Source organism: Acidovorax sp. 93 (genome assembly GCF_003633835.1).
Classification (GTDB): Bacteria; Pseudomonadota; Gammaproteobacteria; order Burkholderiales; family Burkholderiaceae_C; genus Acidovorax; species Acidovorax facilis.
The window spans coordinates 2417692-2429629 of the sequence record NZ_RBIT01000001.1; the positions used below are offsets into that span (position 1 = coordinate 2417692).

Here is an 11938-nt window from a genome sequence, read left to right on the forward strand (position 1 = left end):
GAGAATCAGATGATGCGCGAAAAACGGGCGCGGTTGCGGTCAGCCTGCAGGTAACGGTCAAAGACCATGGCAATGCCGCGCACAAAGAACCAGCCCATGGCAGTGACCTCGACCCCATCGGGCCGCACCACCACAAGCCCCTGCTCGGCCATGGTTTCCAGTTGCGCCAGCTCGGCAGAGAAGTAGTGGCGAAAGTCGATCAACCACGCTTGCTCCATAGGCTCAAACAACAGCTCGCCTTGGCACATCAGGGCCATGATGACCGCGCGGCGCACGAGATCGTCGCGCGTCAGGGCCAACCCACGAACGACGGGCAGGCGCCCCTGATTCAGAAAATCGTAATACTCATCCAGGGTCTTGGCATTTTGGCTGTAGGTGGCTCCGACCCGGCCAATCGCAGACACCCCCAGGCCGATCAGGTCGCAATCAGGTTGCGTACTGTAGCCCTGGAAGTTGCGGTGCAGACGCCCCTGGCGCTTGGCGACTGCCAATGCATCCTCAGGCAATGCAAAGTGGTCCATGCCCACATACACGTACCCAGCATCCATGAAGGAGTCCAGCGAACGGGAGAGCATCGACACCTTGCCTGCAGCCGCTGGCAACTCGGCCGAAACAATACGGCGCTGAGGCTTGAAACGTTCTGGCAGATGGGCATACGCGTACAACGCGATACGGTCAGGCCGCAGCTGCGTAACCTGGGCCAGCGTGCGGTCAAACGACTCTGGCGTCTGCCGAGGCAGGCCGTAGATCAAATCCACATTGATGGATTCAAAACCCAGCGAACGTGCGGACTCCACCAGCGAAAACACCTGCTCGGCAGGCTGTATGCGGTGAACGGCCTTTTGAACCTCGGGATCGAAATCCTGCACCCCAAAGCTCAGTCGGTTGAACCCCAGTTCCGCCAGCACTGCAAGGCGGTCCGCATTGACGGTGCGAGGGTCCACCTCAATCGAATACTCCCCGCCCGGCGCCAACGAAAAGCTGCGTTTGAGCATGCCCATCAGCTCCCGCAAGCCCTCGTCCGATAGAAAAGTGGGCGTGCCACCACCCAGGTGAAGCTGACTCACAACCTGCCCCGTGCCGCAGTGTGCTGTGTGCAAGTCAATCTCGCGGCTCAAATACCGCAAATACACCTCTGCCCGATCATGGTGTTTGGTGATGATCTTGTTGCAGGCGCAGTAGTAACAAAGGGACTCGCAAAAGGGGATGTGCACGTACAAAGACAGCGGCAAGGCCTTCGTCATGGAGCCCAGCCTGCGCTGCTCCAAGGCAAGCGCGTAGTCGTCCTGCCCAAAGGCCTCGACGAAACGGTCAGCTGTTGGGTAAGAGGTATAACGGGGCCCTGGCACGTCGAAACGGCGCAGCAGCTCGGGCGAAACAGCGGTCATGGGCAAATTCCTTGCGTACACTTCGACTGTGCCGTAAGCTGCACTCCATGTCCTTGACCTGCATCAAGTGATGGGCCGGGACGAAGAGCGACAATTTGATGCACATCAGTCGCCCACCCGCACCCAAAGGCCCAGCCTGTTAGGCATATGGGGCGATATGCTCAAACCTTACCCAGCCTCTGTTCCTATGAACCCGCTCACCATCAAAGTCGCCTGCTCCAACTGCAACCTGCGCGAGCTGTGCATGCCGGTGGGGCTGAACGAGGAACAGCTGCAACGCATTGACGAGGTCGTTGCCGTTCGCCGCAAGATCAAACGCGGTGGAACCCTTTTCCGCAACGGCGAATCCTTCACCTCGCTCTATGCCATTCGAACCGGCTTCTTCAAAACATGTGTAGCCACCGAAGACGGGCGTGACCAGGTCACGGGTTTTCAGATGGCAGGCGAGATCATCGGCCTTGATGGCATCGTGAATGACCACCACACCTGCGATGCGGTGGCCCTGGAAGACGCGGAAGTCTGCGTCATGCCGTTTGACCGCATCGAAGAACTGTCCCGCGAAGTCACCGCATTGCAGCACCATGTGCACAAGATCATGAGCCGCGAGATTGTCCGCGAGCATGGCGTGATGCTGCTCCTGGGCAGCATGCGCGCTGAGGAGCGCCTGGCCGCGTTCCTGCTCAACCTGGTTCAGCGCCTGCACGCCCGGGGGTTCTCGCAGTCCGAGCTCGTGCTGCGCATGACCCGCGAAGAGATCGGTAGCTACCTGGGCCTCAAGCTCGAAACCGTGAGCCGCACCTTCTCGAAGTTCGTGGAAGAAGGCATTGTCGAGGTCAAGCAGCGCCATGTGCGCATCCTGGAGACCGAGGCCCTCAAGCGCATCGTGAACAACCAGCAAGCCTGCCACTGAACCTGCTGTCGTCTGCCATCCTGGCAGTCCTTACCACATTGACCTTTGCCAATAGGTGGCACTACCGCTCAAGGGCACGATGATGTCTTGCGGCAGTCATCGGGACGCTCGCCTTCGGGAACCGGGCAACGGTTAAGTTCAAACGGTGACATGGCCAGCAGCGTGGTCAACGCGCTGGATGCCATCGTGATCATCCAGAACGCAAAAAAGGCCAGCGTGTACACGCCCTGCCGTGACAATGCCAACGGCTGCCCAAACCAGTGCAGGTCTTGCGGATCCACCATCGCAAAAACCAGCATTTCCATCACACCGGCCATCAAAAAGGCCGGCCAGGCAATCCACATCACGCGTTGCATCCACATTGGTTTGTCTCCTGGTAAGGCCGTGCAGGCATGCCGCCCGGCCAGGTGGGTTCAGCGCGGCTGGTCCTGGACCGGGGTGGCAGCGTGGTTGCGGCCCTTCATGGCTGGCAACAGGCTTTTTTCTGGGGTAGCCAGTGTCTTGTTGATCTCGATGCCCTGGCGGTAATAATCTTCCGCGACCACAGGGTCGGGGCGCGATATCGCGAGCCACAGGGTCACAAACCCTGCAATGATCACGATCACGGGACCGGCGATGATCAGCCACACATGGCCGAACCTCCACCAGGGTGCAGCGGCAGAAGGGGCAGTGCCGAGGGCGGAACTGGATGGCATGGTGCTTACTCCTCAAAAATTATCTTGCTCAAAGCAAGACCCGCGAAGGTCTTGCACCCGGGCGCGCGCTGCGTTATCGCGGCACCAGAAACACGGATTTCTCGCTCACATGGGCGTCCGCGCCCAAGGCTTGCACATCGAACTGCACGGCATGTGATCCCGAAGGGGCTGATCCATACGGTATCTGCAGACGGACGGCCACCCACCGGGACTCCGCCGCACCGATGTCCACCTCGGCATTAGAAGCGACTTCCAGCCCTTCAAGGCCACGCACACTGATGCGATAGCGCTGGGGGCCTTCAGTGGCGTTCATGATCTGCAGACGGTAGATGTTCTCCAGCTTTCCACCCGCCACGATGCGCGACAGCGCCGCCCGATCACGCACCACATCCACCTTCAAAGGCGTGCGTGTGACAAGGCTGGCCATCATGCCCACGCACAGGGCCACCAGGACCGCGCTGTATATCAGCACACGTGGCCGCAGCACACGGCGCAGGATCTGCGACTGACTCCACCGTTTGGCCACGCCGTTCTGCGTAGAAAACCGGATGAGCCCGCGCGGATACTGCATCTTGTCCATCACGGTATTGCAGGCGTCCACGCACAGGCCGCAGCCGATGCATTCGTACTGCAAGCCCTTGCGAATGTCGATGCCCACGGGGCACACCTGCACACACAGCGAGCAGTCAATGCAATCGCCCAACCCCTGGGCCTTGTAGTCGATGTTCTTCTTGCGCGGCCCACGCTGCTCGCCGCGTTCTGGGTCGTAGGTAACGATCAGCGTGTCCTTGTCGAACATGGCGCTCTGAAAGCGCGCATAGGGACACATGTATTTGCACACCTGTTCGCGCATATAGCCGGCATTGCCATAGGTGGCAAAGCCATAGAACAGTACCCAGAAAATCTGCCAGCCACCGTGCACCGCCAGCAGCTCTGCCCCGAGTTCGCGGATGGGCACGAAGTAGCCCACGAACGTGAACCCCGTCCACAACGCCACGGCAATCCAGATGACCTGCTTGAAAAACTTCTTGCGAACCTTCTCGAAGGTCCAGGGCCCATTGTCCAGCCGAAGCCGCGCACTGCGATCACCTTCGATCTTGTGCTCGATCCACATGAACATTTCGGTGTAGACCGTTTGCGGGCACGCAAATCCACACCAAAGCCGCCCCGCCACCGCCGTAAACAGGAACAGCGATAACGCCGAGATAATGAGCAGGCCCGTGAGATAGATGAAATCCTGGGGGTACAGAACCAGGCCGAAGATGTAGAACCGCCGAGCCCCCAGGTCAAACAGCACCATCTGGCGCTGCCCCCATTCAAACCAGGGCAGCCCGTAGAAAACGATCTGCGTGAGGAACACCATACCCCAGCGCCAACGCGCGAACAGGCCACTGATGGAACGCGGGTAGATCTTCTTTTGCGCTTCGTACAGGGAAACAATCTCGCCCTGCGATGAGGCATCGGACGCAACCGGCGCTATCGGGATGACCTTGCGAGCAGGCTCGCTGGGTGGGTTCATGATGGTATCGGTCCGTTTGCTTCGTGGTTCTCAGTTTGCTCTGCCCCCAGGAGCAGTGCCTGGGCACTGCTCCAAGTGGCCAAGGCTCAGCGTGCAGCGGCCTGGGCGCCGTTCGACAAGCCCCAGACATAGGCCGACAGCACACCGATCTGCGCTTCTGTCAGCTTGTCCGCCTGTGCGGGCATCTGGTTGACCTTGCCGTTGTTGACCATGGCAGTGATGGCCGCCTCTCCCCAGCCATGCAGCCAGATGTCGTCGGTCAGGTTGGGTGCACCCAGTGCCTGATTACCCTTGCCGTCCATTCCGTGGCAGGCTGCACACGCCGTGAACTTGGACTTGCCCAACGAAGCACGCAGCGAGTCATGCGGGCTGCCCGAAAGACTCAGCACATAGTGCGAAAGATTGCGCACATCTTCGGGGGAGCCCACTGCGGCAGCCATGGGAGGCATGTTGCCGATACGGCCCTTCTCGATGGTTTCACGGATCTTCTCGGGTGCACCGCCATGCAACCAATCGCCATCAGCCAGATTGGGGAAACCCTTGCTACCCCGGGCGTCCGAGCCATGGCACTGCGCGCAGTTGTTCATGAACAGGCGCTCGCCAATGGCCTGGGCCTGAGGATCCTTGGCAATGTCTTCCGGCTTCATCGAGGCAAACCGGGCATACAGCGGCTCCAGCTCGGCCTTGGCCTTGGCCATCTCAGCCTCGTATTCACCCTTCTGTGTCCAGTTGAGCTTGCCGGAAAAGCTGCCCAGGCCTGGATAGGCGGCCAGGTAGCCCAGGCCGAAGATGATGGTGATGACAAACAGCCACACCCACCAGCGTGGCAGGGGGTTGTTCATCTCGACCAGATCTTCGTCCCAGACGTGGCCGGTGGTGTTGTCGGACGTGGCCATCACCTTCTTGCGGCCTGCCATCCAAAGCAGAATGCCGCAGGCGATGATGCCGACCAGGGTCAGCGTGGTCACAAAGACCGACCAGAAATTGCTGGTGAAGTCACTCATGGGGTGTTCTCGTTCTGGTGAAGGTCAATCTTGCTCGAAAGGCAGCTGGGCGGCCTCGTCGAACCGGGCCTTGTTGCGGCCTCGGTAGGCCCAGACCCAGATGCCAATGAAACAGGCCATTGAAGCCAGCGTGGCCACAATGCGCATGGTGGTGATGTCCATGGGGATATCTCCTTTACTTGAGCGCGCGGCCCATGACTTGCAGGTACGCAATCAGCGCTTCCATCTCCGTCTTGCCCTTGACATCAGCGGCAGACGCAGCGATCTGTTCGTCGGTGTACGGCACACCCACAGTGCGCAGGGCCTTCATGCGCGGCGCCACGCTGGCGGGGTCCACGGCGTTCTTCTCCAGCCAGGGGTAGGCAGGCATGTTCGATTCGGGCACCACATCACGCGGGTTGTTCAGGTGGATGCGGTGCCATTCGTCGCTGTACTTGCCTCCCACGCGGTGCAGGTCGGGGCCTGTGCGCTTGCTGCCCCACTGGAAGGGGTGGTCGTACACAAACTCACCCGCCACCGAATAGTGCCCATAGCGCAGCGTTTCTGCGCGGAAGGGGCGGATCATCTGCGAGTGGCAGTTGTAGCAACCTTCACGGATGTAGACGTCGCGGCCCACCAGTTGCATGGCGTTGTAAGGCTCCACGCCCTTGACCGCCTCGGTTGTGGACTTCTGGAAGAACAGTGGCACGATCTCTACCAGGCCGCCGATGGCGATGACCAGCAGGATCAGCACGATCATCAGGAAATTGTTGGTTTCCACCTTTTCATGGGAGAAGCCGGTCGAATTCGATGGGTTGTTGTTAGACATGAGTTATCTCCTTCGGCTCAGGCGTGGGCCGCATTCACGGCAGGGATCGCCACCTTGACCGAACGGCCCGAGATCGCTGTCATCCACACGTTCCAGGCCATGACCAACATGCCACCCAGATACAGCAGGCCACCGGCCACGCGGATCACATAGAACGGATAGGTCGCCTTCACGCTTTCCACAAAGGTGTAGGTGAGCGTGCCGTCGGGGTTGATGGCGCGCCACATCAGGCCTTGCATCACACCGGCAATCCACATCGCGGCGATGTACAGCACGATGCCAATGGTGGCCATCCAGAAGTGCAGCTCAATGGCCTTGATGGAGTGCATCTTTTCGCGGCCAAACAGTCGGGGCACCAGGTAGTACAGCGATCCCATCGAGATCAGACCCACCCAGCCCAACGCGCCAGAGTGCACGTGGCCCACGGTCCAGTCGGTGTAGTGACTCAGGGCATTGACGGTCTTGATGGACATCATCGGACCTTCGAACGTGGACATGCCGTAGAACGACAGTGACACGATCAGGAAACGCAGGATGGGGTCGTCACGCAGCTTGTGCCAGGCACCCGACAGGGTCATGATGCCGTTGATCATGCCGCCCCAGCTGGGAGCCAGCAGGATCAGCGAGAACACCATGCCCACCGATTGCGTCCAGTCAGGCAGCGCGGTGTAGTGCAGGTGGTGTGGACCGGCCCACATGTAGGTGAAGATCAAGGCCCAGAAGTGCACGATCGACAGGCGATACGAGTACACGGGGCGGCCAGCCTGCTTGGGGATGAAGTAGTACATCATGCCCAGGAAGCCTGCGGTCAGGAAGAAGCCCACGGCGTTGTGGCCATACCACCACTGCACCATGGCATCCTGCACACCGGCGTAGGCCGAGTAGCTCTTCATGTAATCGGCCGGGATCGCAGCGCTGTTTACCACGTGCAGCAATGCCACCGCCAGGATGAAGGCACCAAAGAACCAGTTGGCCACATAGATGTGCTTGACCTTGCGCACACCAATGGTGCCAAAGAACACGATGGCATAGGACACCCAGACCAGCGTGATCAGGATGTCAATCGGCCATTCGAGTTCAGCGTATTCCTTGCCCTGGGTGTAGCCCATTGGCAGGCTGATGACGGCCCCGGCGATGACCAGCACCCATCCCCAGAAGGTGAAGGCAGCCAGTGGCCCGGCAAACAGGCGAACCTGGCAGGTGCGCTGCACCACGTAGTAACTGGTGGCGAACAGCGCACTGCCACCAAACCCAAAGATCACCGCATTGGTGTGCAAGGGTCGCAAGCGGCCATAACTGAGCCACGGAATGCCAAAGTTGAGTTCAGGCCAGGCAAGCTGGGCGGCGATGATGACGCCCACCAGCATGCCAACCACCCCCACAACCACGGCCAGGATAGAGAACTGCCGCACCACCGTATCGTTGTAGTGCGCAGCATTTGTTTTTGGAGAATCCATCGGGCACCTCTTTGTAATGCAGTAAGAGTTTGTTGCAGTCAGCTTTTTTGGGCATTGACACAAGTCAACCGTCTCGGAGAATCCGCTCGCCCTCTTGCTCGACACTCTCGAACTGGCCGTGGTAGACCGCCCACCACAGGCCCGCCAGAATCATCAGCACCAGCACCACGGACAGTGGAATCAGCAGATAAAGAATGTCCATCAGGCAGCCTCCAGCCAGCTTGTTTTTGAGATATCAATGGGCACAGCGCCCTGTTGTGGCCGCAGGTCTTCGCCTTGCGCAGGCAAAGCCGGCAGGTCGCGCGCAAGGCGCGCGGCGTTGAGCACCACCAGCAGCGAGCTGAGCGCCATGCCCAGCCCGGCCAGCCAGGCCGGCATCCAGCCCACCACCGCCAGCGGAACACACAACGCGTTGTAGCCCGCAGCCCACCACAGGTTCTGGCGCACCACACGCAAGGTACGGCGCGCCAGCAGCACAGTCTGGGGCACCAGTGCCAGGCTGTCGCCCAGCACCACAAAATCGGCCTGCGACTGCGCCAGCGGCACCGCACGGCCAAATGCAAACGACACATGGGCCCCGGCCAGCACGGGGCCATCGTTCAGCCCATCGCCCACCATGGCCACCTGGTGGCCACCCGCCTGCAAGGCCTGCAACGCAGCCAGCTTGCCCTGGGGCGTGCACTCGCCCGCCGCCTGGGCAATGCCCGCTTGCGCCGCCACACGTTGCACCGCGCCCACGCGGTCGCCCGACAGCAGTTGCACCGCCACGCAGCCCTGCTCCAGAGCAGTCACTACAGCGGGTGCCTCAGCGCGCAGGTCTTCCACCAGATCAAAGCGGGCCAGCTCGGACACTGCGCCGCTGACATGCTGCTCCGACAGCACCACCTGCAGCGCCGACCCCGCGTCTTCCGGCGCCACGCCTGCATGGTGCGCAGACCCCAGCCGGACCTGGCGCGCGGGCTGTCCGGCCCCCAATCTGACGTGCACCCTGGCCACCAAGCCCTGCCCGGCTTCTTCCTGCAGATCGGTCACCGCCCAGCGACCATCGTCCAGCGCAGCAGCCGCAGCCACCACGGCACGCGATGCAGGGTGCATCGAGTGGCGCGCCAGAGACGCCGCCAGAGCCAACACCTCTTCCGCGCTCCACCCATGGGCGGTGTGTACGGCCTGCAAGGCCATGCCGTCCCGCGTGAGCGTGCCGGTCTTATCGAACACCACGGTGTCCACATGGGCCAGTGCCTCCAGCCCCTGCAGGTTGCGCACCAGCACACCATGGCGCGCCAGCGTGCCAGCGGCGGTGAGCATGGCCACCGGCGTGGCCAGCGACAGCGCACAGGGGCAGGTGACGATGAGCACAGCCACCGCCACCATCAGGGCATGCCCCGGGTCGGACGGCCACCAGTACACCGCAGCCAGGCCCGCTGCCACGAGCACCGCCACCAGAAACGGCCGCGCAATGCGATCCGCCAATTGGGCAAGGCGTGGCTTTTGCAGCGACGCACTTTCCATCAGCGCCACGATCTGGGCGAAGCGGGTCTGCCCGCCCGTGCCTTCCACATGCACCTCCACCGGCGCCTGCAGGTTGTAGCTGCCCGCCGTGACCGTACTGCCCACGGGGCGTGCCACGGGGGTGGACTCGCCCGTCAGCAGGGACTCATCGGCGTGCGTGCTGCCCAGCGTGATGCGCCCATCGACTGGGAACGCCTCGCCCGGCAGCACACGAATGGTGTCGCCCGCCACCACGCGGCGCGTGGCCACGCGCACAAAGCCGCCATCGGCAGTGCGCCGCTCTACGCTGTCAGGCAGGCGGTTCATCACAGCTTCCAGCGCACCGGCGGTGCGGTCGCGCAGGCGCAGCTCCAGCCAGCGGCCCGTGAGCAGGAAGAAAACAAACATCGTCAGCGAGTCGTAGTACACCTCCTTGCCGAAGATGCCTGCAGGGTCGAAGGTGCCCGCCGTGCTCACCACAAAGGTGATGGCCATGCCCAGCGCCACGGGCAGGTCCATGCTGACGCGGCGCAGGCGAATATCGCGCAGGGCACTGCTGAAGAACGGCCCACACGAGAACACCACCATGGGCAGCGTGATGACCCACGAGGCCCAGCGCAGCAACTGCTCCATCTCGCCCGTCAGGTCGCCAGGTTGCGCCACGTACGCGGGCCACGCGTACATCATCACCTGCATCATGCAAAAGCCTGCCACCAGCCAGCGCCACAGGGCACGGCGGTTCTCACGCTGGCGCTGCTCGCGCGCAAAGGCATCCATGGCGGGCATGGCGCGATAGCCTGCCTTGTGCACGGCGTCCATCCACTGCGAGGGCTGCACTTGCGAAGGCTGCCACACCACGCGCGCACGGCGCGTGGCAGCGCTCACATCCGCCTGCAGCACGCCGGGCACGCTGCGCAGGGCATCTTCGATGGTGAGGGCACAGGCCGCGCAGTGCATGCCTTCCAGCACCACCTGGGAGTCCCAGGCACAGCTGGCGGGATCTTCGGCAGCCTGGCCCGTTGGCCCCACAGGCCGACCGAACGCCGACCACTCCTGCGGGTCGTCCAGCAGCACGGCTTGCGCGGCGGGCTCCGCATTGGAAACACCATCGGGCGGATGTGCCGGGGAGGAGGCCGGCGCACCGGGTCGAAACATTGACATGGTTCAAGCCTATCGTTCGGACATGACAGGTACATTGACCTGCATCAAGTCCCAGAACATGATTCATCCTAAGCTTGTTCCATCACTTTGAGGAGACCTTTATGTACAAACGCATCCTGATCGCCACGGACGGCTCACCCCTTTCCGACAAGGCCGTGGAACACGGACTGTCGCTGGCCGCGCTCACCGGCGCCTCTGCCGTGGCCCTCAAGGTGGTGCCCCGCTACCCCCGCAGTTACTTCGAGGGCGGCATGCCCGTCGATACCAACGACGTCAAGCGCATCGAAACCCAATGGGGCGATGCGGCACAGGCCATGGTCGATGGAGTGAAGGCCCAGGGCGACGCCCAAGGCGTGGCAGTCAAGGCCGTCATCGCCAAGTCCGACCTCGTGGCCGAAGCCATCATCTCGGCCGCCAAGAAGCACAAGTGCGACCTGATCGTGATGGCATCGCACGGCCGCAAGGGCCTCAAGCGCCTGTTGCTGGGCAGTGAGACGCAGCATGTGCTGACGCACTCGCACATCCCTGTGCTTGTGCTGCGTTAAGCATAAATTCAAGCATCAAAACAGGCTTTAGCGCTTATCCACAAAGCGCTAAAAGCTATTAAATACATAGCAAAGCACCGAAAAGGCTAGACGCCCGCTCGGTGTTTTTTCATTCCCGTCCAAATGTTCGGCGCCTCGTGCTTGCCCAATTTGGGGTGCCGTGGCTGTTTCCGCGCCTGGGCCACTTCAAGCGCACATTGCCGCAGGTGTCGCTGAACTTTGTGCGCTACCAGCACGCGCACGACTTTGCGACGCCGCACGAGTTCGACGCTGCCATCCAGTACAGCTACGGCAACTGGCCCAGCGCCAATGCGCGCTACCTGATCGGCAAAGAGACCAGCATCGTCTGCAGCCCCCAACTGCGCGACGCCCTGCCCTTACGCACCCCGCAAGACCTAATGCACGCCACGCTGCTGCAACACATCGAAGTACCCCTGGCCTGGCAAGACTGGATGGAGGCTAACGGCCTGGACACCAGCGCCAGCCGCTTCGGGCCGGGCTTCAACCTCTACTCGCTCATCATCCGCGCGGCAGTCTCAGGCTTTGGCGTGGGCATCGTGCCCACGTGCCTGGTGGAAGACGAATTGCAGGCAGGCACCCCTGAAAGACCGTTTTGACAGCCCGCTTGGCTACTACCTTTGTGCGCCGACGGCTCGCACCAACCTGTCGGTGTACCGGCTGGTAGCCGGGTGGCTGGAGCACTGCTGCAACCATGGGGAAGGGGTGGCTGCGGCTGCGCCTGTGACTGCAGAGGTCGGGGCGGGCTGTATCTTTTGCGGGCCACAGCAAGTGGTGGGTGGTGCTAACGCAGTCACCACTGCCGCAGCCACAGCGGGTTGATGCCGCCAGCGCGTGGTGGACCGGCTCGCGCAGATAGCTAGCCCCGGTTTTTGCACGAACAGACCGCTTTATGACAAATAGGGCTCTAGCGCTTATAGATCCCGCGCAAGCAGCTATCAATTA

Annotated in this window: 13 protein-coding genes; 3 read left to right on the forward strand and 10 right to left on the reverse strand. The window is 61.7% G+C overall.

Annotated elements, in window-relative coordinates:
* Window positions 1-5: 5 nt before the first annotated feature.
* Entirely contained in the window at window positions 6-1388 is a 1383-nt protein-coding gene (gene hemN / locus C8C93_RS11005) for an oxygen-independent coproporphyrinogen III oxidase (protein WP_121506924.1), read from the reverse strand.
* Between the two features lie 187 nt (window positions 1389-1575).
* Here hemN and fnr point away from each other — a divergent pair, with 187 nt between their 5' ends.
* Window positions 1576-2298 (forward strand): fumarate/nitrate reduction transcriptional regulator Fnr, encoded by a 723-nt coding sequence (gene fnr, locus C8C93_RS11010; RefSeq protein ID WP_121506925.1) that lies wholly within the window; start codon window positions 1576-1578, stop codon window positions 2296-2298.
* A gap of 68 nt (window positions 2299-2366) precedes the next feature.
* Here the strand turns inward: fnr and C8C93_RS11015 are convergent, their stop codons facing one another.
* From C8C93_RS11015 to C8C93_RS11055, 9 genes are all read right to left on the reverse strand, one after another.
* Window positions 2367-2660, reverse strand: coding sequence for a hypothetical protein (locus C8C93_RS11015; RefSeq protein WP_055395203.1), 294 nt, complete (start codon window positions 2658-2660; stop codon window positions 2367-2369).
* Between the two features lie 51 nt (window positions 2661-2711).
* Window positions 2712-2993 carry a FixH family protein gene (locus tag C8C93_RS11020; RefSeq protein ID WP_055395201.1) on the reverse strand — a complete coding sequence of 94 codons (282 nt, stop codon included), beginning with the start codon at window positions 2991-2993 and terminating at the stop codon, window positions 2712-2714.
* Between the two features lie 73 nt (window positions 2994-3066).
* Entirely contained in the window at window positions 3067-4512 is a 1446-nt protein-coding gene (ccoG, locus tag C8C93_RS11025; RefSeq protein WP_121506926.1) for a cytochrome c oxidase accessory protein CcoG, read from the reverse strand.
* A gap of 86 nt (window positions 4513-4598) precedes the next feature.
* Window positions 4599-5516 (reverse strand): cytochrome-c oxidase, cbb3-type subunit III, encoded by a 918-nt coding sequence (gene ccoP / locus C8C93_RS11030; RefSeq protein WP_121506927.1) that lies wholly within the window; start codon window positions 5514-5516, stop codon window positions 4599-4601.
* A gap of 24 nt (window positions 5517-5540) precedes the next feature.
* Window positions 5541-5678 (reverse strand): cbb3-type cytochrome c oxidase subunit 3, encoded by a 138-nt coding sequence (locus tag C8C93_RS11035; RefSeq protein WP_055395194.1) that lies wholly within the window; start codon window positions 5676-5678, stop codon window positions 5541-5543.
* A gap of 13 nt (window positions 5679-5691) precedes the next feature.
* Window positions 5692-6324, reverse strand: coding sequence for a cytochrome-c oxidase, cbb3-type subunit II (gene ccoO / locus C8C93_RS11040; protein WP_055395192.1), 633 nt, complete (start codon window positions 6322-6324; stop codon window positions 5692-5694).
* 17 nt (window positions 6325-6341) lie between these two features.
* On the reverse strand, window positions 6342-7781 hold the full coding sequence (gene ccoN / locus C8C93_RS11045; RefSeq protein WP_121506928.1) for a cytochrome-c oxidase, cbb3-type subunit I: 1440 nt from the start codon (window positions 7779-7781) through the stop codon (window positions 6342-6344).
* A gap of 64 nt (window positions 7782-7845) precedes the next feature.
* Complete coding sequence (gene ccoS, locus C8C93_RS11050) at window positions 7846-7983, reverse strand: cbb3-type cytochrome oxidase assembly protein CcoS (RefSeq protein WP_008906189.1); 138 nt, start codon at window positions 7981-7983, stop codon at window positions 7846-7848.
* Window positions 7983-10424: a cation-translocating P-type ATPase gene (locus C8C93_RS11055; protein ID WP_233559593.1), complete on the reverse strand. Its 2442-nt coding sequence runs from the start codon at window positions 10422-10424 to the stop codon at window positions 7983-7985. The genes ccoS and C8C93_RS11055 overlap by 1 nt, the downstream gene beginning before the upstream one ends.
* Before the next feature lie 107 nt (window positions 10425-10531).
* Between C8C93_RS11055 and C8C93_RS11060 the strand changes: the two genes are divergently transcribed.
* Entirely contained in the window at window positions 10532-10975 is a 444-nt protein-coding gene (locus C8C93_RS11060; RefSeq protein ID WP_055395188.1) for a universal stress protein, read from the forward strand.
* A gap of 137 nt (window positions 10976-11112) precedes the next feature.
* Entirely contained in the window at window positions 11113-11592 is a 480-nt protein-coding gene (locus C8C93_RS11065; RefSeq protein WP_233559339.1) for a LysR substrate-binding domain-containing protein, read from the forward strand.
* Window positions 11593-11938: the final 346 nt, after the last annotated feature.

What these genes read in the sequence shown, in the direction of transcription:
- hemN (WP_121506924.1), bottom strand. Translation starts at nt 1,388, where the DNA reads ATGACCGCTGTTTCGCCCGAGCTGCTGCGCCGTTTCGACGTGCCAGGG.
- fnr (WP_121506925.1), top strand. Translation starts at nt 1,576, where the DNA reads ATGAACCCGCTCACCATCAAAGTCGCCTGCTCCAACTGCAACCTGCGC.
- C8C93_RS11015 (WP_055395203.1), bottom strand. Translation starts at nt 2,660, where the DNA reads ATGTGGATGCAACGCGTGATGTGGATTGCCTGGCCGGCCTTTTTGATG.
- C8C93_RS11020 (WP_055395201.1), bottom strand. Translation starts at nt 2,993, where the DNA reads ATGCCATCCAGTTCCGCCCTCGGCACTGCCCCTTCTGCCGCTGCACCC.
- ccoG (WP_121506926.1), bottom strand. Translation starts at nt 4,512, where the DNA reads ATGAACCCACCCAGCGAGCCTGCTCGCAAGGTCATCCCGATAGCGCCG.
- ccoP (WP_121506927.1), bottom strand. Translation starts at nt 5,516, where the DNA reads ATGAGTGACTTCACCAGCAATTTCTGGTCGGTCTTTGTGACCACGCTG.
- C8C93_RS11035 (WP_055395194.1), bottom strand. Translation starts at nt 5,678, where the DNA reads ATGGACATCACCACCATGCGCATTGTGGCCACGCTGGCTTCAATGGCC.
- ccoO (WP_055395192.1), bottom strand. Translation starts at nt 6,324, where the DNA reads ATGTCTAACAACAACCCATCGAATTCGACCGGCTTCTCCCATGAAAAG.
- ccoN (WP_121506928.1), bottom strand. Translation starts at nt 7,781, where the DNA reads ATGGATTCTCCAAAAACAAATGCTGCGCACTACAACGATACGGTGGTG.
- ccoS (WP_008906189.1), bottom strand. Translation starts at nt 7,983, where the DNA reads ATGGACATTCTTTATCTGCTGATTCCACTGTCCGTGGTGCTGGTGCTG.
- C8C93_RS11055 (WP_233559593.1), bottom strand. Translation starts at nt 10,424, where the DNA reads ATGTTTCGACCCGGTGCGCCGGCCTCCTCCCCGGCACATCCGCCCGAT.
- C8C93_RS11060 (WP_055395188.1), top strand. Translation starts at nt 10,532, where the DNA reads ATGTACAAACGCATCCTGATCGCCACGGACGGCTCACCCCTTTCCGAC.